Here is a 24,614-nt window from a genome sequence, read left to right on the forward strand (position 1 = left end):
GCCTCCACAGTCAATGGATATTTGATATGTGGCTAATATGGTGCGCGCGCTCAGGCGCAAAATTCTTACCCCGGATATGTCTGCCACCAGGGTCGACGTAAGGGGATTCCACGAAAAGAGCCCGGCCGCCAAAGAATTGCTCGAAACGGTCGGGCGCTCCTTTCTCACCGGATTCGCCTACGCCGCCGAGGCCCGTACGGCGCCCGACGCGGAAGAATTGCTGGAGAAAATTCCGGAACGCTTCCGCGGATTCGCCTACGAGGGCGCGGCGATGGCATTCACCATCGTCGACGCGCTGCCATTCGGCGGCCGCGGCAGATTCCCCGCATTCATGGCGGGCCGCGGCCGGAACCACGTCTACATGGTCTATGTCGGAATCGGCTGGGCCATGGCCCGGCTGCCCCGGCTGGTCTGGTCGCGGGTCCAGGCCCCCGACCCGCTGCTCCGCTGGCTCGCCCTCGACGGGTACGGCTTCCACCAGGCCTACTTCCAGACCGCCAAGTACGTGCACGGCCAGTTCCAGGAACCGCGTTTCCCCTGGCCGCGCGGCGACCACGGCGACTACCCCAACCGCGCCATCGACCAGGGCATCGGCCGGGCCATGTGGTTCGTGGCCGGCACCGACCCGGTCCTGGTGGCCGACCTGATCGACAAGTTCCCCGAGTCCCGCCGCGCCGACCTGTACGCCGGAACCGGCCTCGCCGCCACCTACGCCGGCGGCGCCACCGAGGCCGAGCTGCGCACCCTGTGGGACCGGGCCGGAATCTACCGCCCGCAGGTCGCGCAGGGCAGCGCGTTCGGCGCGACCGCCCGGATCGAGGCCGGGCTGCTCGGCCCGCACACCGAACTGGCCGTCCGCGTGTTCTGCGGGATGACGCCCGAGAAGGCGTCCCTGATCTGCGCGGAAGCCCTGCCCGACGGGCCGCTCGACGGCGTGCCGCCCGGCTACGAGGTGTGGCGGCAGCGCATCGCCGATGAATTCGTATCTCTTGGGAGGTGTTAGTCAGTGGCACGCACAGCTGGCTGGATCCGCAGGCAACTGCCGGGAATCGTGGCGTTGGCGCTGCTCGCCGTCGCGTTCGTGATCGTCAAACTACCCTCGGCGTCCCCCGCCGAGCGGCAGGAGATGGCGAGCACGTACGGCTTCAAGCCGATGAACATCGCGCTGCCGGGCGGCTTCAAGAACCAGACGATCCGCCGGGTCAACCAGGACTACACGCACATCGACGCGTGGATCTCCTCGGTCGGCGCCGGCATCTCCATGAACGACCTGGACGGTGACGGCCTGTCCAACGACCTGTGCGTCACCGACCCGCGCATCGACCAGGTCGTGGTCACCCCGACGCCGGGCCTCAAGGCCGACAGGTACGCGCCGTTCGCGCTGGTCCCCTCGGGGCTGCCGATGAACGACGTGATGGCCCCGATGGGCTGCGTCCCCGCCGACCTGAACGAGGACGGCCGGATGGACCTGCTGGTCTACCTGTGGGGGCGGACCCCGATCATCTACCTGGCCAAGGCGGACGCGGACGGGCTGAGCGCCGCGGCGTACCAGGCGATCGAGGCGGTGCCGCCGCGGAGCAGCACGCCGGGGTACACCGGGCCGCAGTGGAACACCAACGCCGTGGTCGTCGACGACTTCGACGGCGACGGCCACGACGACGTCTACGTGGGCAACTACTTCCCGCACGGGCCTGTGCTCGACGACAAGCTGAGCGGCGGGGTGGCCATGAACCACTCGATGTCGCACGGCATCAACGGCGGCGAGGACTACTTCCTCCGCTGGACGGCGTCGGGACCGGCCTCGGTGAGCTTCCAGGAGATCGGCGACGCGCTGCCGCTGAACGTCTCCAAGGGCTGGGTGCTGGCCGCCGCGGCGACCGACGTGGACGGCGACATGCTGCCCGAGATGTACCTCGGCCACGACTTCGGCCCCGACCGGATGCTGCGCAACTCCTCCAGCCCGGGCCAGATCAGGTTCACCGTGGTGGAGGGCACCAGGACGCCGCTGGTCCCCAAGTCCAAGGTGGTCGGCCTGGACTCCTTCAAGGGCATGGGCGTCGACTTCGGCGACCTCAACGGCGACGGCCTCTACGACATGTTCGTCAGCAACATCACCACCACCTTCGGCATCCAGGAGAGCAACTTCGCCTTCATGAGCGACGCGAAGGACAAGAGCCAGGTGCGCGCCGACCTGTCCCAGGGGCACGCGCCCTGGAAGGACCTGAGCGCCCCGCTCGGCCTGGCCTGGTCCGGCTGGGGCTGGGACCTGAAGATCGCCGACTTCAACAACAGCGGCCAGCCGGCCATCGCGCAGTCCACCGGCTTCGTGAAGGGCGAGGTCAACCGCTGGCCGCTGCTCCAGGAGCTGGCCACCGCCAACGATCAGGTGCTCCAGCACCCGGTGTGGTGGCCGAACGTGCGGGCCGGCGACGACGTCGGCGGCAGCCAGACCTTCATGTTCTACGTCAAGGGCGCCGACGGCTACTGGAGCAACGTGGCCGGCGAACTGGGGATGTCCATCCCGGTGCCCACCCGCGGCGTCGCCACCGGTGACGCGGACGGCGACGGCCGCCTCGACATGGCGGTCGCCCGGCAGTGGGACGAGCCGGTCTTCTACCAGAACACCAGCACCAGCGAGGGCGGCTTCCTGGGCCTGCGGCTCACCCACGAGCGGGCCGACGCGAGCCTGTCCGGGTCGCCGGTGGTCGGCGCGCAGGTGACGCTGACCATGCCGGACGGCCGCAAGCAGATCAGCCGGGTGGACGGCGGCAGCGGCCACTCCGGCAAGCGCAGCAGCGAGGTGCACTTCGGCCTCGGCGAGAACGTGACCGGCCCGGTCCAGGTGAACCTCTGCTGGCGGGACCGTAGCGGCGAAATCCACGAACAGAACCTTCAGCTGAGTCCGGGCTGGCACGACATCCAGCTGGGCGCTCAGGCGACGGAGAGGTGACAGCTCCCATGTCAGCACAGAACGGTTCCACAGCGAATGGTGCTCGTCCGGTGGCCGAGCCGCCGCGGCACGACAAAAAGGTGATCACCGCGCTGCGCCGGTTCGCCATGTCCATCACCGTCTTCAACATCCTCGGCTACACCTGGCTCGGCTTCGAGCAGCCCTACCTCTGGCCGTTCATCGCGCTGGCCACCGGCTACACGGTGGAGATCGTGCTGGAGATGATCGGCGCGCGGGTGGAACACCGGGCGCCGCGCTTCCGGGGCGGCGGGGCGAAGGGGCTGATGGAGTTCCTGCTGCCGGCCCACATCACCAGCCTCGCGATGAACATGCTGATCTACGTCAACGACCGCCTGCTCGTGATGATCTTCGGTGTCATGGTCGCGGTCGGCGCCAAGTGGATCCTGCGGGCGCCGGTGCGCGGGCGGCTGCGGCACTTCATGAACCCCTCCAACTTCGGCATCACGGTCATCCTGCTGCTGTTCCCGTGGGCCAGCATCGCGCCGCCGTACCACTTCACCGAGCACATCGACGGGCCGCTGGACTGGCTGATCCCGCTCGGCATCGTGATGGCCGGGACGATGATCAACGCCAAGCTGACCGGGCGGATGTACCTGATCATGGCCTGGGTCGGCGGGTTCGCGCTCCAGGCCGTGGTGCGCGGGGTGCTGCTGGACGTCAACATCCTGGGCGGTCTGGCGACCATGACCGGGGTGGCGTTCGTGCTGTTCACCAACTACATGATCACTGACCCGGGCACCAGCCCGTCCAAGCCGGGGGCGCAGATCGCCTTCGGCGGCGGCGTCGCGCTCACCTACGGGGTGCTGACCGGCATGAGCATCCCCTACGGGATCTTCTTCGCCACCGCGATCGTCTGCCTGGTCCGCGGCGGCTTCCTGTGGTCGCTGCACTTCTCCGAGCAGTCCAGGGCCAAGCAGGAGGCCGCGACGCTGGCCGAGGCCCAGGCCGCGGTGGCCCAGCCCGGCAGGGAGGTCGCACCCGTATGACCAGGATCGCCATCGTCGGGATGGCCTGCCGATACCCGGACGCGTCCTCCCCGCGCGAGCTGTGGGAGAACGTCCTCGCCGGGCGCAGGGCCTTCCGGCGGCTGCCCGACCAGCGGATGCGGCAGGCCGACTACTGGGACGCCGACCCGGCCGCCCCGGACCGGTTCTACGCCCGCAACGCCGCGGTCATCGAGGGGTACGAGTTCGACCGGGTGGCGTACAAGATCGCGGGAAGCACCTACCGCTCCACCGACCTCACCCACTGGCTGGCCCTCGACACCGCCGCCAAGGCCCTCGCCGACGCCGGGTTCCCCGGCGCCGAGGGCCTGCCGAAGGAGCGCACCGGCGTGATCGTCGGCAACACGCTGACCGGGGAGTTCTCCCGGGCCAACGTGATGCGGCTGCGCTGGCCGTACGTGCGCAGGACCGCCGCGGCCACGCTCAAGGAGCACGGCTGGGAGGACGAGAAGGTGGCCGCGTTCCTGCGCGACTACGAGACCGTCTACAAGGCGCCGTTCCCCGGCATCGACGAGGACAGCCTGGCCGGCGGCCTGGCCAACACCATCGCCGGCCGGATCTGCAACCACTTCGACCTGAAGGGCGGCGGCTACACCGTCGACGGCGCCTGCTCCTCGTCCCTGCTCTCGGTCGCGACGGCCTGCCGGTCGCTGGTCGACCAGGACGTCGACGTGGCCATCGCGGGCGGCGTGGACCTGTCCATCGACCCGTTCGAGGTGATCGGCTTCGCCAAGACCGGCGCGCTGGCCAGGGGCGAGATGCGCCTGTACGACAAGGGCTCCAACGGGTTCTGGCCCGGCGAGGGCTGCGGGATCATCGTGCTGATGCGGGCCGAGGACGCCGAGCGGGCCGGCCGCCGGATCTACGCGACGATCGCCGGCTGGGGGATCTCCTCCGACGGCAAGGGCGGGATCACCCGGCCCGAGGTGGCCGGATACCAGCTGGCGCTGCGGCGGGCCTACGAGCGGGCCGGTTTCGGGATCGAGACCGTGCCCATGTTCGAGGGGCACGGCACCGGCACCCAGGTGGGCGACAAGACCGAGCTCACCGCGCTGTCGCTGGCCCGCAGGTCGGCCGACCCGGACGCCGCGCCCGCGGCGATCAGCTCGATCAAGGGCATGATCGGGCACACCAAGGGCGCGGCCGGGGTGGCCGGCCTGATCAAGGCGGCGATGGCGGTGCACCAGCAGGTGCTGCCGCCGACCGTCGGCTGCGTGGACCCGCATCCGGTGCTGACCGAGGAGCCGGTCGCGCTGCGGGTGCTGCGCAAGGCCGAGGCCTGGCCCAGCGGCGAACCGGTCAGGGCCGGGGTGACCGCGATGGGGTTCGGCGGCATCAACACCCATCTGGTGCTGGAACGGTCGGGGGCGCGCAAGCGGCTCCCGTTCGATCCGCGCACCCGGGCGCTCGCGGCCTCGGCGCAGGACGCCGAGCTGCTGCTGATGGACGCCGGTTCCCCGGCCGAACTGCGGGAACGGGTGGCCGAACTGGCCGCCTTCGTGCCCGTGCTGTCGTACGCGCAGCTGGGCGACCTGGCCGCGACGCTGCAGCGGGACCTGCGCGACCTGCCGTACCGGGCGGCCGTCATCGTGACCTCGCCCGAGGACGCGGAGGCGCGGCTGCGCCGCGTCCTGGACGCGCTGGACGCGGGCGAGAGCAGCCTGTTCGACGGTAAGGGCTTCCTCGGCCACGTGACCGGGGTGGGCCGGGTCGGCTACCTGTTCCCCGGCCAGGGTTCCGGGCGCGGCGTCAGCGGCGGCGCGCTGCGCCGCCGCTTCGCCGAGGTGGACCAGGTGTACGCCAAGGCGGCGCTGCCCGCAGGGGCGGACGTGGTCGCCACCGCGGTGGCCCAGCCCAGGATCGTCACCGGCTCGATGGCGGGGCTGCGCGCCCTGGCCACGCTCGGCATGGAGGCGGCCGTCGCCGTCGGGCACAGCCTCGGCGAGATCTCCGCCCTGCACTGGGCGGGGGCGATGGACGAGGAGACGCTGCTGGAGGTGGCCGCCCTGCGGGGCAGGACGATGACCGAGCACAGCTCCTCCGGCACCATGGCCGGGCTCGCCACCACCGCCGACGCCGCCCTCGACCTGATCGGGGCGGACCCGGTGGTCATCGCCGGCTACAACGGGCCCGAGCAGACGGTGATCGCCGGAACCGCCGAAGCGGTCGAGGCGGTCGGCCGCAAGGCCGCCGCGGCGGGCGTCCAGTTCACCCCGCTGCGGGTCTCGCACGCCTTCCACTCACCCCTGGTCGCGCCCGCCGCGGCCGAATTCGCGGGCCGGCTCGACCGGGGCGCGTTCGGCCAGATCGGCGCGCGGATCGTGTCTACGGTGACCGGCGACGCGCTGGCCGCCGACACCGACATCCCCGCCCTGCTGCGGCTGCAGATCACCGAACCCGTGCAGTTCGCGCAGGCCGTGGAGCTGGCCGCCAAGGACATCGACCTGTTCGTGGAGGTCGGTCCCGGGCGGGTGCTCAGCGGGCTGGCCACCGGCGTCACCGGCGTCGCGGCCGTCTCGATGGACACCGACGACGAGTCGCTGACCGGGCTGCTGCGGGTGGTCGCGGCGGCCTACGTGACCGGGGTCCCGATCACCACCGAGGCGCTGTTCCACGGCCGGCTGGTCCGGCCGCTGGAGGTCGGGCAGGAGTTCTCGTTCTTCGCCAGCCCGTGCGAGTCGGTCCCGGACGTGGACATCGCGGCCGCCCCCGTGCTGGCCGTCGAAACCGCCGCGGTCTCCGCCGAAGCCGGCGAATCCATCGTGGACCTGCTCCGGCGGCTCGCCGCCGAACGGGCCGAACTGCCCATGGAGATGGTCGCCCCAGGCAGCCACCTCCTGGACGACCTGCACCTCAGCTCGATCACCGTCGGGCAGATCGTCAACCAGGCCGCGCAGGCGCTCGGGGTCCCCCCGGCCGCCGCGCCGATGAACTTCGCCACCTCGACCGTGAGCGAACTGGCCGACGCGCTCGGCACACTCGCAGAATCCGGTGCCCCCGCGGCACCACGAGAGATCGCCGGTTCCGCCGCCTGGGCGCGGCCGTTCTCGCTCGATCTCGACGAGACCCCGTTGCCCCCGATTACACCCAGGGTCCCCGGGGGCAACGGGCCCTGGCGGGCATTCGCCCCGCCGGGCCACCCGTTCGCGGACGCCCTCCGCGAACAGCTCGAACAGGCCGGGGTCGGCGCGGGCATCCTGGTGTGCCTGCCGGACCTGTGCCTGGAGGCCGACCTGGGAGCGGCCCTCGCCGGGGCCAAGGCGGCGGTGGTGTCGGCGCCCGGCACCCGGTTCGTGCTGGTCCAGTCGGATCCGTACGGCGCCGCCGGCCTGGCCAAGACCCTCTCCCTGGAGGCCCCGCACGTCCGGGTGACGATCGTCCACATCCCGTACGGGCCGGACACCGCCGCGAAGGTGCTGGCCGAGGTGGCCGCCACCGACCGGTACGCCGAAGTGCACCACGACGCCGACGGCGTCCGCCGGGTGCCCACCCTGCGGGCCATGCCCGTCACCGCCGCGGTGACCGAACACCCGCTGACCAGGGATGACGTCCTGCTGGTCACCGGCGGTGGCAAGGGCATCACGGCCGAGTGCGCGATCGCGGTCGCCGCCGACAGCGGGGCCGCGCTGGTGGTGATGGGCAGGTCCGCGCCGGAGGGGGATGCGGAGCTGGCCGGAAACCTGCGCCGGATGGGCGACCTCGGGATCTCGGTCCGCTACGTCCAGGCCGACGTCACCGACCCGCGCCAGGTCGGCGCCGCGCTGGCCGGGATCGGCCCGATCACGGCGCTGCTGCACGGCGCGGGCCGCAACGAACCGGCCGGGCTGACCTCGCTGGACGCGGACGCGTTCCGGCGCACCTTCGCCCCGAAGATCGACGGCCTGCTCGCGGTGCTGTCGGCCGTCGACACCGGCCGGCTGAAGCTGCTGATCACCTTCGGCAGCATCATCGGCCGGGCCGGGCTGCGCGGCGAGGGACACTACTCCACCGCCAACGAATGGCTCTGCGCCCTCACCGAGCAGTTCGCCGACCTGCACCCCGGCTGCCGCACCCTCTGCATGGAGTGGTCGGTCTGGTCCGGGGTCGGCATGGGCGAACGGCTGGACGTGGTCGAGTCTCTGACCAGGGACGGCATCACCCCCGTCACCCCCGACCAGGGCGTCGAGATCATGCGGCGGCTGGTCAGCGACCCGGCCGCGCCGGTGGTCACCGTGATCAGCGGCAGGACCGAGGGCATCGAGACCGTCCGCTACGACCGGCCCGAGCTGCCGCTGCTGCGGTTCGTGGACCGGCCGCTGATCCGCTACCACGGCGTCGAACTGGTCACCGAGACCGAGCTCGGCGCGGGCGGCGACCTCTACCTGGCCGACCACCTGCTCGACGGCAACCTGCTGTTCCCCGCCGTGTTCGGGATGGAGGCGATGGCGCAGGTCGCCACCGCCGCGACCGGCTGGAGCGGCACCCCGGTCATCGAGAACGCCGAGTTCCTGCGGCCGATCGTGATCCCGCCCGCCGGCGTCACCACCATCCGGGTGGCCGCCGCCGTCACCGGCGCGGACGTGGTCGAGGTGGCCATCCGCAGCTCGGAGACGGCCTTCGCGGCCGACCACTTCCGGGCCAGGCTCACCTTCACCTCCGACCCGGTGCCGGAAGGCCCGCCCGACCAGATCGCCGACGGCCTGCCCGCCGTCCCGCTGGACCCGGCCGTGGACCTGTACGGCGGCATCCTCTTCCAGGGCCGGCGGTTCCAGCGCCTGCTGGGCTACCACCGCGCGGCGGCCCGCCACGTGGACGCCGACGTCGCCGCCGTGGACGCGGCCGACTGGTTCGCCGGCTACCTCTCCGGCGAGCTGCTGCTCGGCGACCCGGGCATGCGCGACGCGCTGATGCACGGCAACCAGGTCTGCGTCCCGCACGCCACCCTGCTCCCGCAGGGCATCGAGCGGGTGCACGCCACCCCGGCCACCGGGCGGATGCGCTACAGCGCGGTCGAGCGGGAACGCGACGGCGACACCTATATATACGACATCGTCGTCAGGGACGAGACCGGGCGGCCGGTCGAACGCTGGGACGGCCTGCGGCTGCGCGCCGTACGCAAGGGCGACGGCCGGGGCCCGTGGGCGCCCGCGCTGCTCGGGCCGTACGTGGAGCGGATGCTGGCGGACCTGATCGGCGCGGACGTCGCCGTCGCGGTGGAACCCGGCGGCGAACGGCGGGCGGCGACGGCCCTGGCCGTCGGGCGCGCGTCCGGCGGCCCGGTCGAGATCCGGTACCGCCCCGACGGGCGGCCGGAGATCGACGGCGGGACCGTCTCGGCCGCGCACGGCGCCGGGCTGACGCTCGCCGTCCGCGCGGACGGGCAGCTCGGCTGCGACCTCGAACCGGTCGCGGAACGGTCGGCCGAGACCTGGGCCGGGCTGCTCGGCGGGCACGCCGCGCTGGCCGGCCTGGTGGCAGAAGAGACCGGCGACAGCGCCGACACGGCGGGGACCAGGGTCTGGTCCGCGCTGGAGTGCCTGCAGAAGGCCGGGCTGACCACCGCCGCGCCGCTCACGCTGGCCAGAGCCGGCCGCGACCCCTGGGTCGTGTTCGCCTCCGGCTCGCTCCGGATCGCCACGCTGGCCACCAGCCTGCGCGGCCACGGCGAGCCGGTCGTGCTCGCCGTCCTCGCCGAAGGGCGCTGAGGTGGGCAACTACTTCGAATACCTGCACACGGTCGGCTTCGAGGAGACCAACATCGTCGGCAACGTCTACTACGTCAACTACCTGCGCTGGCAGGGGCGTTGCCGGGAGATGTTCCTCAAGACCAACGCGCCGGACGTGCTCGCCGAACTGCAGGACGACCTCAAGCTGTTCACGCTCAAGGTCGACTGCGAGTTCTACGCCGAGATCACCGCCTTCGACGAGCTGTCCATCCGGATGCACCTCGTCGACCTGGCCCAGACCCAGCTCGAATTCAGCTTCGACTACGTCAAGCTCGACGCCCGCGACCTGGGCGTCGGCGAGGCGCTGATCGCCCGCGGCCGTCAGCGGGTGGCGTGCATGCGGGGACCCAACACCCGCACCGTGCCCGCCCGCGTGCCCGACTCGCTGGTTCGAGCACTCCAACCCTACGTGCCGTAGCCCTCGGGGGAATCCACATGGCAGACCAGAAAATCCTCAGGCGCGCCTTCGGGAGGTTCGCGACCGGCGTCACCGTGGTGACCGTCGGCGGGACCGCTCCGCACGGCATGACCGCCAACTCCTTCACCTCCGTCTCGCTGGATCCGCCGCTCGTGCTGATCTGCGTGGACCGGAGCGCGATCATGCACGGCATGCTGCCTGACGCCGGCTCGTTCGGGGTGAACGTGCTCGCCGCCGACCAGGAGGGCCTGGCCAAACGCTTCGCCGACCGCTGGCGGGTGCCCGGCCTGGCCCAGTTCGAGAACGTCGACTGGTTCCCCGGCACGCTCACCGGCGCGCCGATGCTCAACGCCAGCATCGCCAGGTTCGAGTGCGAGGTCTGGCGCACCTACGACGGCGGGGACCACTCCATCTTCATCGGCAAGGTGCTCTCCCACGACGAGGAGGCCGAGGAGGCCCTGCTGTTCTTCAACGGCAGGTTCCGGCAGATCGACCTGAGTGAGGTACGCACATGACCGCGACCACCGGCGGCCAACGTGGACACCAGGCCCGGGCGGTTCCGCCCGGGCCGCCCCGGCGGTCCGCCCCGGCCCTGTTCGTCAAGCTGGCGAGCGACCGGCTGGCCCTGATGGGCGCCGCCGCCGACCAGTACGGCGACGCCGTGAAGATCTCCATGGGCCCCAAGACGCTGTACTTCTTCAACCACCCCGACCACGCCAAACACGTGCTCGCCGACAACAGCGGCAACTACCACAAGGGCATCGGCCTGGTGCAGGCCAAACGCGCCCTCGGGGACGGCCTGCTGACCAGCGAGGGCGACCTGTGGCGCAAGCAGCGCAAGATGATCCAGCCGGCCTTCCAGGCCAAACGCATCGCCGCCCAGGCCGGCGTGGTCGCCGAGGAGGCGGCCGCGCTGGTGGACCGGTTGCGGGCGCTGGCCGGGACCGGTCCAGTGAACGTGACCGACGAGCTGACCGCGCTCACCCTCGGCGTGCTCGGCCGGACCCTGCTCGACGCCGACCTGGGCGCCTTCAGCGGGGTCGGGCACGCCTTCGAGGCGGTCCAGGACCAGGCCATGTTCGAGATGGTGTCGCTGGGCGCGGTGCCCATGTGGGTGCCGCTGCCCAAGCAGCTGCGGTTCCGGCAGGCCCGCAAGGAGCTCCAGCACGTGGTGGACCGGCTGGTGGCCGAGCGCCGGGCCCGGCCCGGCGACTGGGGCGACGACGTGCTGTCCAAGCTGATCGTGTCCACCGCGGAGGAGGACGATCCCAAGGTCGGGCGGCAGCGCATGACGGATGAGCTGATCACACTGCTGCTGGCCGGGCACGAGACCACGGCGAGCACGCTGGGGTGGACGTTCTACCTGCTGGACCGGCATCCCGAGGTGGCCGAGCGGCTGCGGGAGGAGGCCGTGGAGGTGCTGGGGGACCGGCTGCCGGCGTACGAGGACCTGCACCGGCTGCGGTACACCTCGATGGTGATCGAGGAGGCCATGCGGCTGTATCCGCCGGTGTGGATCCTCACCCGGCAGGCGCTCGCGGACGACGAGGTGGGCGGGTATCACGTTCCAGCGGGTTCCGACGTGCTGGTCTGCCCGTACACGCTGCACCGGCATCCGGCCTTCTGGAACGAGCCGGAGAAGTTCGATCCCGAGCGCTTCAACCCCGACGTGCAGACCGGGCGGCCGCGCTACGCCTACATCCCGTTCGGCGCCGGGCCGCGGTTCTGCGTGGGCAACAACCTCGGCATGATGGAGGCCGCGTTCGTGACCGCCATGGTGGCCAGGGACCTGCGGCTGAGGGCCGCGCCGGGCTATCAGGCCGTCCCCGAGCCGATGTTGTCGCTGCGGATGAAGGGCGGCCTGCCCATGTCGGTGACCGCGATCGGCTGACGAAAATGTGAGGGGCCACGGTCGTCCTTGACCGTGGCCTCGTCGTGCGTCCTCTGCTGTCACCCGGCGGATCTGAGCGCGACCTTCCGCACGTCCAGTAGCGCCATCAGCACAGGTGGGTCAAGAGGATGCGCCGGCCTGAGGTGCAGGTCGGCGGTCGTGATCCGGGTGTCGGGACCGATGGTGATCGGGCCGACCCCGGCGACCGACGGCGCGTGCGCTCGGCTGAAGGGGTCACCGATGATCTCCTCTTCCCCTGGGGAGACCGCGTGCGAGAGCAGGTGCCAGGAGCCCGGAGGAACGTCCTCCAGCAGGTACGGACCGGGGCTGTGCAACACCGTGCACCGCACCGGCCGGCCCTGGGGCACACAGGTGGGGAAGAGCCCGACGAAGATCAGGCCAAGCCGGGCCGTCGAGGGCGCCCAGACCTCGCCCTGGATGGTGGCGGACCGGATCTCCGCGCCGATCGAACGGCTGTCGGGGACGATGCGGGTGGCGAAGCCGCCGTACTGCCGGTAGGTGGTGGGGGCGATGCCCACGCTGCTCTTGAAGCGCGAGCTGAAGGTGCCCACACTCGTGTAGCCGACCCGGTTGCTGATATCGGCCACGCTGAGCGAGGTGGAGATGAGGAGGCGCTTGGCCTCCTGCAGGCGGAGCGCGGACAGGAACCGCCCGGGTGAGATCCCGGTGGCCTGACGGAAGACGCGGGAGAAGTGAAACTTGCTGAACATCGCGGTGCGAGCCATGTCATCGACAGTCAACTGCTCGCTGAGATTCTCATGCATGGTTTGAATAACTCGTCCGACGGCCTTTTCGATGGCCTCTTCCATTGCTGCTTCCCCTTGGCCAAAACGTCTTTCGCGACTACGTGTAGTCGGACGTTTGAAGATGTCACAGGTCCAATTATTCCCCACATGAATAGAGCTCGAATTCGCGCGCGTCCTCGGTGAATTCGGGTTTTCTTCTTCGGGGCAGCCTCCATTCACGCTACGGCGGCGGAAGGGTTCGGCGGTGTCTTGGAGAATCACCGCACAGCGTTAAGAGACAATGGGAAACCCCTCCCTGTCAACCTTTCAAGTTCTGAACATGAAAGTTTCCGGGCGGCCTGCCGTGAACATTTGCGGGGGGTGCCTGAACCGGTGCGCGACGTAATCGCACGAGGCCATGGGCGTATTACGCTCGGCGTTTAGGGCCGCCTGGGCCGGTGATCAGCCCGAATCCTCCCGGCGCTGCAGCTCGCTGGCGAACTGACCCCACGCCTCGGCGCAGTCGCGGGCCAGCTGGGCCACGGAGTCGGCGCAGTGCGCCGGTACCGCGTCCACCAGATCGCGCCAGTCGCCGACGGCGATCGACCGCGAGTGGAGCAGCCGGAGCAGCTCACGTCCCGGGTCGGTCAGCCGGAGCGAGGGGTCCTTCCGCAGCGTCTGCAGGATGCTGGGGGAGTCTTTGGGTTCCGGGCGGGGCGGCGCCGGCGGCTTACGCGGCGGTCGCGGCGGCCGCTCGGGGTCGGCGCCCCTGAGCAGCCGGTGGCGCACGTCGTGGGCGGTGCCGAGGGAGACCCCGGCGGCCCTGGCGATCTCGCGGATGGACGCGTCCGGATTGGCCGCGATCACTTCCGAGGCCCGCCGCCGGCCGTCCCCGCCGTCGAGCGGGCGCACCCGGCCGTCGACGCCCAGACGCCGGCCCGGCTGGTTCGACTGCGGCGAATCCGCGTTCGAACGGCGGCGCACCGCGCCGACCGTCTTGGCGGCGAGCCCGGCGCACGCGGCGATGGCCCGATCGGAGAGCATCGGGTGCGAGGCGATGATCCGCTCCGCCGCCGCCTTGCGGTCCGCCAGCGAGAGCGGCAGCCCGTGGGCCACGTTCTCCTGGACCGCCCGGACGAACGCGTCGGCCTCGCTGCCGTCGAAGAACCGCACCTCGATGGTGTCCTGACCGCGCATCGCCGCCGCCCGCAGGCGGTGCATGCCGTCGATCACACGCATCGTCTGGCGGTGCACGAGGATGGGCGGCAGCGCGGTCTCCAGTCCGGCGAGCCGGATCAGGTGGTCCGCGTCCTCCCCGGCCAGCCGGGGTGAATCCGCAGGTCGCAATGAGGCCAGCTGGACCAGAGAGGGTCCGTCGAGCCCGCCTGCCGGAGAATCAGGCGCACGTATCATCGGCCACCTCCACCGCCGCGCGGCACACGTGACGGTTCCGAGTAGGACGGGTCCCCGGCCCCTCCCCACGGGGGGCTGATCTTTGCAAAATACCCCGGCCTCGCGCGGACCGGAACCCCACGGGGTGCCACGGTCTGAACGCCCGGCGAGGACGGCATTTCGGAAGATGCACCGCAATCGGTACTGAAACGACGATGTGGGAGTTCGATCGCGCGCGTCCACATGCCGACTCCACGGTACAAACAGGAGGAACGCCGATGCGACCTGACCTACCCGACAAAACCCACTTAACTATGACGTTAGAGGCGTTTGCCGACACTATCGTCCCCGGTGAGAAGCGGTTTCCGGACGACCTCGCGGTCGCCGGAGCCGCGCCCGGCGGCGGCGCCGTCGCGGCCGGCGCGCTCGAACTCCTGGGCGACCCGGCCACCGGCATCGCCACCGAGCTCGGCGCGTTCGCCGACCTGCTCAACGAGCACGCCCGCGGCTACGCCGCCGAGCACGGCCTGACCCCGGACCCGGCGCTGCCGCCCCTGGTCGGCCTGTCGTTCGCGGACCGGACCGCGCTGGTCCAGCACCTGACCTCGCCGCTCCACCCCGAGCGGGAGATCTGGATCCTGGTCGCGCTGTTCAGCAACATGGCCTTCGACACCGGGGCCCACCTGCACACCGTCGACGCGATGGCGGCCGGTCACCCCGGCCTCGCGGCGATGGGCTTCTCCCGGCCGGACGCCGACGGGCTGTGGCGATTCCCGGACTACTCCTACGGGCGTCAGCTGGCCGATCTCCATCCGGGCACGACCTCATCGGGGAGCCCCGCATGACTCAGCGCAATGGCACCGAAAGCCGCAACGGCACGGAAAGCGTGGACGTCCTCGTCGTCGGGAGCGGGTTCGGCGGCGCGATCGCCGCCTACCACCTGGCGGCGGGCGGCGCCAGCGTCCTGGTCCTGGAACGCGGGCCCTGGCTGGAAGGCGAGGACTTCGACCACGACTTCAAGCTCGGGGCGTCCTACACCCGGATCTTCGACTTCGTGGTCGGCGACGGGATGAGCCTGCTCGGCGGCAACTGCGTCGGCGGCGGCAGCGTGGTGTACTTCGCCGCGATGCCGCGGGCCCCCCGGTTCGTCTTCGACCGGCAGGGCTCGATCGGCCGCCGGATGTGGCCGGGCTCGGTCAGCCGGGACGCCCTCAACCCCTGGTACGACCGGGTCGAGGAGTCACTCCCGGTCACCCGCCAGGACTGGAACGACGTCACCTACTCCGGCGGCCTGTTCGCCGCGGCCTGCGCGCACGCCGGGCGCACCGCCAACCCGGTGCCGGTGGCCATCGACACCGGCAAGTGCACCAACTGCAACTGGATGATGGCGGGCTGCAAATTCGACGCGAAGAGGTCGTTGCTTTTCAACTACCTGCCCGCCGCGCTCGCCCACGGCGCGCAAATCCGGCCGATGCACGAGGTGCAGAAGCTGACCCGCAACGCCGACGGCGGCTACCGGGTGCACTACAACATCATCGACGACTCGGACTACCGGATCACCGCCGGCAGCGGCTCCATCGACGCCAAGATCATCATCCTGGCGGCCGGGGCCGGGGCGACGCCGGTGATCCTGCAGCGGTCCGAGCCGGAGCTCGGCACGATGCCGCACGCGGTCGGGCGGTACTTCTCCGGCAACGGGGAGCGGCTGAACACCGCGATCCTGGACGAGGACCGGGTGCGCGACCTGCTCGGGCTGGCCAAGTCCGACGGCGTGCCGTACGCGGCGTCCCAGGTCGGGAAGGGTCCGTGCGTGGCCAGCTGGGACCGGCTGGACGGCGCGCGGCCCGAATACACCCGGTACTCGCTGGAGCAGCTCTACTTCCCGCCCGGGTTCGGCACCATCCTGGCGCAGGTGCCGGACGCGACCGGGCCGAGCTGGTTCGGGGCCGAGAAGAAGGAGATCGTCCGGCGCTGGCAGTCCTGGCTGACCATCTTCGCGATGACCGAGGACGACAACGAGGGCGTCTTCGGGCCGCCGCCGGCCACCGGGAACGCGATGCGGATCTCCCAGCAGATGCTGGGCCGGGGCCCGATCCGGTACGACCCGACCCCCAACACCCTGCGCGGCTGGGCGATGGCCGACGCCGACGTGAAGGACATCATGGAGCGGGACGGCCTGTCCCGGGTGATGCCGTGGACCAACGACGTGGTCGGCGCGTACACCGTGCATCCGCTGGCGTCCTGCCGGATCGGCGACGACCCGGCCACCTCGGCCCTGGACGACCGGCACGAGCTGCGCGGGCATCCGGGCATCTTCGTCACCGACGGATCTGCGGTGCCGGGCGCGCTGACCGTCAACCCGGCGCTCACCATCGCCGCGCTGGCCGAGCGGGCCATGCCCGGCATCGTCGCGGCGGCCCGGGCCCGCGGCGTGAACGTGACCTACGGCGCGCCCGCGCCGGACGGCGCGACCTCGGCCAGGAACGCGGTCCTGCCGCTGGTGCCCTCGCTCGTCCGCGACTGAGCGCGACCGAGTGGCGACCGACCGGGGGCAGCAACCACAGAGATGCAGCCCCCGGTCACGGATGGCAACGTCAGAGAGACAACCCCACCGAAAGGCAAAAGCAATGACTACTGCCCCATCCCGCGGTGCGGAACAGGCCCCCGGCCGGATCGTCGCCGCGTGGGCGAAGAACGACGGCGACGCCTTCGCCGCGGCCTGCACCGAGGACGCGTCGCTGATCCTGCCGGGCGTCTACCTGAAGAGCCGGGCCGAGATCCGCGACTTCATGACCGCCGCGTACGCCGGCCCGTTCAAGGGGACCCGGGTGCACGGCGACCCGCTCAGCATGCGCTACCTCAGCGACGACGTCGCCGTCATCGTCACCCAGGGCGGCGTGCTGCACCCCGGCGACGAGAAGGTCACCCCCGAGCGGGAGATCCGGGCGACCTGGGTGCTGACCAGGAAAGACGACGGCTGGCTGATCGCCGCCTACCAGAACACCCCCACCGCGGCCTGACCAAGGTTCTGGAGATCACTATGCAGGAGAACAAGTGCCCCGTCGCCCTCGACCCGACCGGCCGTGACTTCCACGGCGAGGCGGCCCGGCTGCGCGCCGAAGGTCCGGCGACCCAGGTCGAGCTGCCCGGCGGCGTGGTGGTGTGGGACGTCAACAGCTACGCGGTGGCCAAGAAGCTGCTGGCCGACCCGCGGGTGACCAAGAGCGCCCGCTCCCACTGGCCGGCCTTCTACACCGGGCAGATCCCGCAGGACTGGGAGCTGATCAGCTGGGTGGCCATGGACAACATGGTCACCGCGTACGGCAAGAACCACCAGCGCCTGCGGAAGCTGGTCTCCAAGGCGTTCACGCCGCGCCGTTCCGAGGCGATCAGGCCCAGGATCGAGGAACTGGTCGACGAGCTGATCGACGGCCTGGCCGCCGCCGCCCCCGGCGAGGTCGTGGACCTGCGCGAACGCTTCGCGTACCCGCTGCCGGCCCGGCTGGTGGCGGACCTGATCGGCCTGCCGGAGGCGGCCCGCCGCAAGGCCAACGAGGTCATCGACATGATGGTGAACACCACCGTCACGCCGGAGGAGGCGCAGGCCACCCTGATGGGCTGGCGGCTGGCGATGGAGGACCTGATCGCCGCCAAGCGGGCCGAGCCCGGCGAGGACATGACCAGCGACCTGATCGCGGCCCAGGAGGAGGACGGCTCCCGCCTCAACGACGGCGAGCTGGCCGACACCATCTTCGCCATCCTCGGCGCGGGCTCGGAGACCACGATCAACTTCATGGACAACGCGGTCACCCTCCTGCTCACCCACCCGGAGCAGCGCGCGCTGCTCACCTCGGGCCAGGTCGGCTGGAACGACCTGATCGAGGAGGTCCTGCGGGTCGAGTCGCCCCTCGGCCACCTGCCGCTCCGGTACGCGGTCGAGGACATCGACCTGGACGGCGTGGTGATCCCGAAGGGCGACCCGATCCTGATCAACTACAGCGGCGCCGGCCGCGACCCGGCCCTGCACGGCGACTCGGCCGAGGTGTTCGACCTCACCCGCGAGAACAAGGAACACATCTCCTTCGGGTACGGCGTGCACTACTGCCTCGGCGCCACGCTGGCCCGGATGCTGGCCACCGTCGGACTGACCCGGCTGTGGGAACGCTTCCCCGACATGACCCTCGCGGTCGAGCCGGACGACCTCCAGCCGCTGCCGACCTTCATCATGAACGGCCACCGTTCGCTGCCGGTCCGGCTGACCCGCGTGCCCGCCACGGTCTAGGGAGTTCAACTTGCATACAACGGAGATACCGCAGCGCGCGGAGATGCTCCGCCGGGCCACCGACCTGGTCCCGCTGATCAGGGACCGCGCGCCCGCCGCCGAGGCGGGCCGCCGGATGGACGACCAGGTGGTCGACGCGCTGACCGAGACCGGCATCCTGCGGATGCGGGTCCCGGTCAGGTACGGCGGCTTCGAGTCCGACACCCGGAGCCTGGTCGACGTCGGCATCCAGCTCGGCCGGGGCGACGGCGCGGTCGGGTTCACCGTCGCGCTCTGGTGGATCACCTCCTGGATCGTCAGCCTGTTCCCCGACCCGGTCCAGGACGAGGTCTGGGGCAACGACCCGGACGTCCGGGTCTGCGGCACCCTGGCCCCGACCGGGATGGCCACCGCGGTGGACGGCGGCATCCTGGTCAACGGCCGGTGGGCGTTCAACAGCGGCGCCGCGCACAGCCAGTGGAAGATGCTGTCGGCGGTCCTGACCACCCCCGACGGCGGCGGCGAGCCGATTATGGCGCTGGTCCCGATCGGCGAGATCCAGGTCCTGGACGACTGGCATGTGTCCGGGCTACGCGCCACCGGCAGCGTCACGATGGTGGCCGAGAACCTGTTCATCCCGCAGGACCGGGTGATCGCCATCGCGCCGCTGATGATGCAGCAGTACGCGTCCAAGATCAACAAGGACCGGCCGATCTACCGGTGCCCGATGATCCCGGCCGCGTCCGCCTCCACCATCGGCAAGGTGGCCGGCCTGATGATGAACGCCCGCGAGGCGTTCTTCGCCCGGGTGCCCGGCCGGGGCATCACCTACTCCGGGTACACCGACCAGCGCGAGGCCCCGATCACCCACCACCAGGTGGCGGCGGCCAACCTCAAGATCGACGAGGCCGAGTTCCACGCGTACCGGCTGGCCGAGCTGGTCGACGCCAAGTGCGCGACCGGCGACAGCTGGTCGGTGACCGAGCGGGCGCTGGCCCGGGTCGCGATGGGCCGGGCCTGCCGGCTGGCCCATGACGCGATCGGCATCTACAACACGGCGAGCGGCGGCTCCTCCATCTTCGAGTCGGTCCCGATGCAGCGGATCGTCCGGGACATGGAGGCGATCAACCTGCACGCCCTCAACCACCCGAACACCAACATGGAGCTGTACGGCCGGGTGCTCTGCGGCCTGGAACCGGACAGCCCGTATCTGTAGGGATGCGATCCCCGGAACGACGAGAGTCCAGGCCCGCCGGAGCGGGGCTGGACTCTCGCCGTTCGGGGATTACCAGGCGTGGCTTCGGTCAGCTGTAGGCCCGCGCTTGCAGGGCGAACAGCTCGGAGTAGAGGCCGCCGGCGGCGGCCAGGTCGGCGTGCGCGCCGGTCTCGACGATCCGGCCGTCCTGGACCACGATGATCAGGTCGGCCATCCGGACGGTGGAGAAGCGATGCGAGACGAACAGGGTGATCGCGCCGGTGGCGGCGCTGACCCGGCCGGCCTGCTCGGCGTACTGCTCGAACAGGGCGTGCTCGGCCTGCGGGTCGAGCGCGGAGGTGGGTTCGTCGAGCACCAGCAGCAGTGGCGCGGAGCGCATCAGCGCCCGGCCGAGCGCCAGTTTCTGCCACTGGCCGCCGGACAGTTCGGCGCCGTCGGCGTAGGTCTTGCCGAGCTGGGTGTCCAGGCCGTGCTCCAGCTGGCCGAGCACGTCGCCGGCCTGGGCGCGGGCCAGCGCGGCCCGGATCCCGTCCTGGTCGGCCAGCCGGGGCAGGTCGCCGACGCCGACGGTCTCGCCGGCCGGGAACTCGTACCGGATGAAGTCCTGGAAACCGGCGGCGATCCGCTCGCGCCAGTCGTCGATCGCGATCCGGCTCAGGTCGACGCCGTCGATGAGGACCTGGCCGCGGGTCGGGCGGTAGAACCCGCACAGCAGTTTGACCAGGGTGGTCTTGCCGGCGCCGTTCTCGCCGACGATGGCGACCGTGCCGCCGGCGGGCAGCCGGAGATTCACCTCACCCAGCACCGCGGTCGCGGTGCCGGGGTAGGTGAACGACACGTCCCGCAGAGTGATCCCGTCGCGCAGCCGGTCGGGCGGCGACTGGTCGGGCGAACCTGGGCCCGTCGTGGTGACGACCCTGGCCAGGTCGGCCAGCCTGCGGTACGCGGCGGCCATGCGCTGCAGGTCCTGCAGTAGTGTGACGGCGGTGGTGACCTGCTGGTTCACCTGTGCCGCGAGCGCGATGACGAGGACCACGTCGCTCACGCCCCGCCGCCCGGTGATCGCGTCGCGGACCACCAGGAGGACCGCGCCGACATACGCCAGCGCGAAGATTATCTGACCCGCCGCGCGCACCCAGGTCGCGGCCAGGTGCGCGCGGACCAGGCCGCGCGTCGCGGCCGCCCAGATCGAGCGGTGCCGCCCGCGCAGCTCGTCGGCCAGCCGGAACACCCGCAGCTCGCCCGCCAGCCTGGCCGAGGTGGTCAGGTGGAACAGGTTGAGCGCGACCCGGGTGGGCTCGGCGGTGGCGGTCCTGGCCCGGTCGCTGATCCGCTCGGCGATCCGGCCGGTCAGCAGCGGCGGCAGCGCCGCCAGCGGGAGCAGCAGCAGCCACGGGTTGACCCGGGCCAGCAGCACGGCGGTCAGCGCGACGGCCAGCGCCAGGCCGATGCTGTTGAGCAGGGCCTCCAGGCCGACCCGGAACTGGCGGGCCTCCTGCTGGAGCACGGTGAGGGAGTCGGCGTGCTCGGGCCGCTCGTGGTGCTCGATCCCGGCCGAGCCGTTGGACAGGGTGATGAGCCGCTCGGCGAAGTCGAGTTCGGCCAGCTCGGAGAGTTCGAAGTAGGCCAGGTGGGCGAAGTGCCCGAAGGTCAGGACGGCCACGGCGAGCGCCGCCACGACCACCCCGGCCACGGCCGCGCCGCCGGTGTCGCCCGCCACCACCGCGCCGGTCATCCAGGCCAGGGCGGCGGCCAGGGCGGGCGCGGCCACCGCGCCGGACACCATCAGCACCACCGAGACGATCGTCTTGCGGCGGTCCATCCGCCAGGCGGTCGAGATCATCTGGACCGCGCCGGAGAGCAGGTCCCTCATGCCGGGACCTCGCTGGTGAACCGGTCGGCCTGGAGCCGGAACAGGGTGGCGTAGCGGCCCTCCAGGGCCAGCAGATGCTCGTGGGCGCCCTGTTCGATGATCCGGCCGTGTTCCAGGACGACGATCAGCTCGGCCTGGCGGACGGTGGAGAAGCGGTGCGAGATCAGCAAGGTGGTGGCGCCCTGGGTGAGGGCGGCGAAGGTCTCGAAGAACTGGGCCTCGGCGCGGACGTCGAGGCTGGCGGTGGGTTCGTCCAGGACCACGATGGGGGAGCCGTGGCGGAGCGCGAACAGCGCCCGGGCCAGCGCGACCCGCTGCCACTGGCCGCCGGAGAGTTCGGCGCCGCCGGTCAGGTGCCGCGCCAGCGGGGTGTCCAGGCCGAGGGGGAGCGCGTCCAGGGTCTCGGTGAGGCCGACCGCGTCGGCGGCGGCCCGGATGCCGGCCCGGTCGTCCATGGCGGCGACCGCGCCGAAGGCGATGTTGTCGGCGGCCGGGGCCTCGTACTTCGCGAACTCCTGGAAGATCACGCCCAGCTTGGCGCGCCAGACCTCGATCGGGTAGCTGGCGATGTCCACACCGTCGGCGCGGATGGCGCCCGAGGTCGGCTCGTACAGGCGGGCCAGGAGTTTGACCAGGGTCGTCTTGCCCGCGCCGTTGAGGCCGACGATCGCGGTGCAGCGGCCGATCGGGAAGGTCAGGTTGAGGTTCTCGAAGATCGGGCGGCTCTGGCCCGGGTAGGCGAAGGTGACGTCGTCGAACTGGATCGTCCAGACCGGGTCGGGGATGCGGGACGGGAGCCAGGGCCTGATCGCCCCGCCCGGCGACGGCGCCGACGGCGTCTCGACGTGGCGGGCGAAGCGCAGCACCCGGTCGTAGGCCTCCATGCCGACGGCCGTCTGCAGGTCGGCCTCCGGGTAGTACTCCGACAGGCGGAGCGCGCCCAGGCAGGCCTGCATCACCAGGACGAACTGGGTGAGGGTGAGGGTTCCGGCCGCGCCGGCCGCGCCGAAGACGGCGGCCATCACCGCCAGCGTCCAGAGCGCGAACCCGACGAACGGCCACAGGTAGACGCGGCGGCGTTCCGCCCACATCGGCTTCAGCCAGGTCAGGTAGGAGTCCCGCAGCCGGTCCCGCAGATGGCCGGTCAGGCCGAAGACGCGGATCTCCTTGCCGGCGGCGGGCTGGGTGGCCAGGTCGCGGAAGTAGTCGCCCTTGCGTTCGGCCGGGCCGAGGGCGAACCGGACCTTGACGTACTTGCGCAGGCCGCCGCGCTGGCCGTACCGGAAGAGCAGCACCGCGACGGTGAGGCCGGCGGCGGCGAGCCAGGAGAACATCAGGCCCACCACGACCGCGTAGCCGGTCAGCTGGGTGTAGCGGGCCAGCAGCGCGAGCAGCCCCGCGCACGCCTGGCCGGGGCTCTGCACGCCGAACTCCAGCTCCCGGGCGGCCGTGCGGAGCGCGTCCACCGCCTCCTGGTCCTCCAGCGGCGCGATGCCCTGGCTGCGCAGCGCGGCGCCCATCAGCTCGTCGTAGACCTGGCCGTCGATCCGCCGGGCCAGCAGCTCGCCCAGCGTCGACTGGAGCGGCGCGAAGATCTGCTGCCCCACGAACGCCGCCGCGGCCACCACGAAGACTGCCACGAGCGAGTCCCAGGCGGCCGAGTCCAGCCCGTCCCGTACGGCCGAGGGCACCCGCCCCAGCACCACGCTGGTGGCCGCCACGAAGACCACGGGCAGCACGCCCAGCACCAGATTGACCAGCACCAGCAGGAGCACCAGCCCGCGTCCGCCACGGGGCGCCTGCCGGGCGATCAGCCACCGGGCGGCCACCAGTTCGCGCGGCTTGGACAGGGCTCGCATGCCACCTCCTGGGACTGCTGCAACGGACTTCACAAGTACAGACCAGACGTGCGTCCAAAACTCATCGGCTCCGCGCAAAGATCAGGTAGGGACAAGCACGGGCCGGATGATTACGGTGGGATCTGACAGTCTTGGCGGCCGGAGCAGGGAGTGTCGGATGGCAGATCGCGAGGGTGACTTCACCCGCCTGGCCGATCCGTTCCGGCGCGAGCTGCTGGCGCACTGTTACGGCATCCTCGGCTCGGTGGACGAGGCGGAGGACCTGGTCCAGGAGACCTACCTGCGGGCGTGGCGGTCCTACGAGCAGTTCGAGGGGCGCTCGTCGATCCGTACCTGGCTGTACCGGATCGCCACCAACGCCTGCCTGACCGCGGTCGAGCAGCGGAACCGGCGGCCGATGCCCACCGGGCTCGGCGGCCCCTGCGAGGACCCGGAGCGGCTGCCCCCGGCGCAGCCGGAGATCCCCTGGCTGCAACCGCTGCCGGACGCGCTGCTGCGGCCCGAGTACGTGGACCCCGCCGCGATCGTCCACTCCCGCCAGACGGTACGGCTGGCCATGGCCGCCGCGCTCCAGCACCTGCCGCCCCGGCAGCGGGCGGTGCTGCTGCTGCGCGACGTCTTCGAGTGGCGGGCCAACGAGGTGGCCGAGCTGCTGAACACCACCACGGCCGCGGTCAATAGCATGCTGCAGCGGGCCAGGGCCCAGCTGGGCGAGGTCTCGGCCGACGACGACTACACCGAGCCGGCCCGGCGGGACCAGCGCGAGCTGCTGGACCGGTGGGCGGCCGCGATGGAGACGGCCGACGTGGCCGCGCTGATGCGGCTGCTGGAGGAGGACGCGGTCTGGGAGATGCCGCCGTTCGCGGCCTGGTTCAGCGGGCGCGCGGCGATCGGGCGGCTGATCGCCTCCCAGTGCCCGGCCGGGCCGGGTGACACCCTGATGGTCCCGACCCGGGCCAACGGGCAGCCCGCCTTCGCCTTCTACCTGCGTCAGGACGCGCGGGTGCACCGCGCCTACTCGATGCACGTGCTGAGCCTGAAGGGCGGCTACGTGCACCGGGTCTCGGTGTTCTTCTCGCCGGAGCTGTTCGGCTCGTTCGGCCTGCCCATGGAGTACGCCGCCGCCGGATAGACGCGGCATTTAGGGAGATGCGTCACGGCCCGGCCGGGCCGACCATGAATATGCGGCCCCGGCGGCCATGGCCGGCCGCATCGCACGCTGGCCCGTGCGTCTCCCGTTCCCTCCACCCGTCCGGTTGCGCCGGATGAGTGATTTGC

The 24,614-nt window shown here is 71.3% G+C and carries 17 protein-coding genes; 13 read left to right on the plus strand and 4 right to left on the minus strand.

The features are described 5' to 3' along the window. Positions 1 to 37 precede the first annotated feature (37 nt). Genes Acor_RS00270 through Acor_RS00300 form a run of 7 tightly spaced genes read left to right on the plus strand, consistent with a single transcriptional unit; the run spans position 38 to position 11,989 of the window. Positions 38 to 1,003, plus strand: a complete 966-nt coding sequence (locus tag Acor_RS00270) for a DUF1702 family protein (RefSeq protein WP_155334694.1) — start codon at positions 38 to 40, stop codon at positions 1,001 to 1,003. A gap of 3 nt (positions 1,004 to 1,006) precedes the next feature. Further along, the gene (locus tag Acor_RS00275) at positions 1,007 to 2,950 is read left to right on the plus strand and encodes a CRTAC1 family protein (protein WP_155334433.1); all 1,944 of its coding nucleotides are present in this window, start codon (positions 1,007 to 1,009) and stop codon (positions 2,948 to 2,950) included. 50 nt (positions 2,951 to 3,000) lie between these two features. Next, positions 3,001 to 3,957 carry an enediyne biosynthesis protein gene (locus tag Acor_RS00280; protein WP_246238320.1) on the plus strand — a complete coding sequence of 319 codons (957 nt, stop codon included), beginning with the start codon at positions 3,001 to 3,003 and terminating at the stop codon, positions 3,955 to 3,957. After that, positions 3,954 to 9,659: a type I polyketide synthase gene (locus Acor_RS00285; RefSeq protein ID WP_155334435.1), complete on the plus strand. Its 5,706-nt coding sequence runs from the start codon at positions 3,954 to 3,956 to the stop codon at positions 9,657 to 9,659. The genes Acor_RS00280 and Acor_RS00285 overlap by 4 nt, the downstream gene beginning before the upstream one ends. Before the next feature lies 1 nt (position 9,660). Next, positions 9,661 to 10,098 carry an acyl-CoA thioesterase gene (locus tag Acor_RS00290; RefSeq protein WP_155334436.1) on the plus strand — a complete coding sequence of 146 codons (438 nt, stop codon included), beginning with the start codon at positions 9,661 to 9,663 and terminating at the stop codon, positions 10,096 to 10,098. A 17-nt stretch (positions 10,099 to 10,115) separates the two neighbouring features. Further along, positions 10,116 to 10,613 carry a flavin reductase family protein gene (locus Acor_RS00295; protein WP_155334437.1) on the plus strand — a complete coding sequence of 166 codons (498 nt, stop codon included), beginning with the start codon at positions 10,116 to 10,118 and terminating at the stop codon, positions 10,611 to 10,613. Then, the gene (locus Acor_RS00300) at positions 10,610 to 11,989 is read left to right on the plus strand and encodes a cytochrome P450 (protein ID WP_155334438.1); all 1,380 of its coding nucleotides are present in this window, start codon (positions 10,610 to 10,612) and stop codon (positions 11,987 to 11,989) included. The genes Acor_RS00295 and Acor_RS00300 overlap by 4 nt, the downstream gene beginning before the upstream one ends. A gap of 59 nt (positions 11,990 to 12,048) precedes the next feature. Here the strand turns inward: Acor_RS00300 and Acor_RS00305 are convergent, their stop codons facing one another. Then, positions 12,049 to 12,819, minus strand: coding sequence for a helix-turn-helix domain-containing protein (locus Acor_RS00305; RefSeq protein ID WP_155334439.1), 771 nt, complete (start codon positions 12,817 to 12,819; stop codon positions 12,049 to 12,051). 378 nt (positions 12,820 to 13,197) lie between these two features. Continuing rightward, the gene (locus tag Acor_RS00310) at positions 13,198 to 14,082 is read right to left on the minus strand and encodes a ParB/RepB/Spo0J family partition protein (protein WP_246238322.1); all 885 of its coding nucleotides are present in this window, start codon (positions 14,080 to 14,082) and stop codon (positions 13,198 to 13,200) included. A 359-nt stretch (positions 14,083 to 14,441) separates the two neighbouring features. On the opposite strand from Acor_RS00310, the gene Acor_RS00315 reads away from it, so the two are divergent. From Acor_RS00315 to Acor_RS00335, 5 genes are all read left to right on the plus strand, one after another. Further along, positions 14,442 to 14,972, plus strand: coding sequence for a DUF5987 family protein (locus Acor_RS00315; protein WP_246238323.1), 531 nt, complete (start codon positions 14,442 to 14,444; stop codon positions 14,970 to 14,972). After that, a complete protein-coding gene (locus Acor_RS00320; RefSeq protein ID WP_155334442.1) occupies positions 14,969 to 16,651 on the plus strand; it encodes a GMC family oxidoreductase N-terminal domain-containing protein in 1,683 nt (560 codons plus the stop codon). The genes Acor_RS00315 and Acor_RS00320 overlap by 4 nt, the downstream gene beginning before the upstream one ends. A gap of 103 nt (positions 16,652 to 16,754) precedes the next feature. Next, positions 16,755 to 17,147: an SgcJ/EcaC family oxidoreductase gene (locus Acor_RS00325; RefSeq protein ID WP_155334443.1), complete on the plus strand. Its 393-nt coding sequence runs from the start codon at positions 16,755 to 16,757 to the stop codon at positions 17,145 to 17,147. Positions 17,148 to 17,167: 20 nt separating this feature from the next. Continuing rightward, positions 17,168 to 18,409, plus strand: coding sequence for a cytochrome P450 family protein (locus Acor_RS00330; protein ID WP_155334444.1), 1,242 nt, complete (start codon positions 17,168 to 17,170; stop codon positions 18,407 to 18,409). A gap of 10 nt (positions 18,410 to 18,419) precedes the next feature. Next, complete coding sequence (locus Acor_RS00335; RefSeq protein ID WP_155334445.1) at positions 18,420 to 19,604, plus strand: acyl-CoA dehydrogenase family protein; 1,185 nt, start codon at positions 18,420 to 18,422, stop codon at positions 19,602 to 19,604. Between the two features lie 88 nt (positions 19,605 to 19,692). On the opposite strand, the gene Acor_RS00340 is transcribed toward Acor_RS00335, so the two are convergent. Continuing rightward, entirely contained in the window at positions 19,693 to 21,477 is a 1,785-nt protein-coding gene (locus tag Acor_RS00340; protein ID WP_155334446.1) for an ABC transporter ATP-binding protein, read from the minus strand. Continuing rightward, the gene (locus tag Acor_RS00345; protein ID WP_155334447.1) at positions 21,474 to 23,336 is read right to left on the minus strand and encodes an ABC transporter ATP-binding protein; all 1,863 of its coding nucleotides are present in this window, start codon (positions 23,334 to 23,336) and stop codon (positions 21,474 to 21,476) included. Before Acor_RS00345 ends, Acor_RS00340 begins: the two co-directional genes overlap by 4 nt. A gap of 157 nt (positions 23,337 to 23,493) precedes the next feature. On the opposite strand from Acor_RS00345, the gene Acor_RS00350 reads away from it, so the two are divergent. Next, positions 23,494 to 24,468, plus strand: coding sequence for a sigma-70 family RNA polymerase sigma factor (locus Acor_RS00350; RefSeq protein WP_155334448.1), 975 nt, complete (start codon positions 23,494 to 23,496; stop codon positions 24,466 to 24,468). Positions 24,469 to 24,614 lie beyond the last annotated feature (146 nt).

It is taken from the genome of Acrocarpospora corrugata, assembly GCF_009687845.1.
Classification (GTDB): Bacteria; Actinomycetota; Actinomycetes; order Streptosporangiales; family Streptosporangiaceae; genus Acrocarpospora; species Acrocarpospora corrugata.

Bases quoted from the DNA above. Each gene is read 5' to 3' on its own strand.
- Acor_RS00270 (WP_155334694.1), top strand. From the start codon at position 38: ATGGTGCGCGCGCTCAGGCGCAAAATTCTTACCCCGGATATGTCTGCC.
- Acor_RS00285 (WP_155334435.1), top strand. From the start codon at position 3,954: ATGACCAGGATCGCCATCGTCGGGATGGCCTGCCGATACCCGGACGCG.
- Acor_RS00295 (WP_155334437.1), top strand. From the start codon at position 10,116: ATGGCAGACCAGAAAATCCTCAGGCGCGCCTTCGGGAGGTTCGCGACC.
- Acor_RS00300 (WP_155334438.1), top strand. From the start codon at position 10,610: ATGACCGCGACCACCGGCGGCCAACGTGGACACCAGGCCCGGGCGGTT.
- Acor_RS00305 (WP_155334439.1), bottom strand. From the start codon at position 12,819: ATGGAAGAGGCCATCGAAAAGGCCGTCGGACGAGTTATTCAAACCATG.
- Acor_RS00315 (WP_246238323.1), top strand. From the start codon at position 14,442: ATGACGTTAGAGGCGTTTGCCGACACTATCGTCCCCGGTGAGAAGCGG.
- Acor_RS00320 (WP_155334442.1), top strand. From the start codon at position 14,969: ATGACTCAGCGCAATGGCACCGAAAGCCGCAACGGCACGGAAAGCGTG.
- Acor_RS00325 (WP_155334443.1), top strand. From the start codon at position 16,755: ATGACTACTGCCCCATCCCGCGGTGCGGAACAGGCCCCCGGCCGGATC.
- Acor_RS00330 (WP_155334444.1), top strand. From the start codon at position 17,168: ATGCAGGAGAACAAGTGCCCCGTCGCCCTCGACCCGACCGGCCGTGAC.
- Acor_RS00340 (WP_155334446.1), bottom strand. From the start codon at position 21,477: ATGAGGGACCTGCTCTCCGGCGCGGTCCAGATGATCTCGACCGCCTGG.
- Acor_RS00345 (WP_155334447.1), bottom strand. From the start codon at position 23,336: ATGCGAGCCCTGTCCAAGCCGCGCGAACTGGTGGCCGCCCGGTGGCTG.
- Acor_RS00350 (WP_155334448.1), top strand. From the start codon at position 23,494: ATGGCAGATCGCGAGGGTGACTTCACCCGCCTGGCCGATCCGTTCCGG.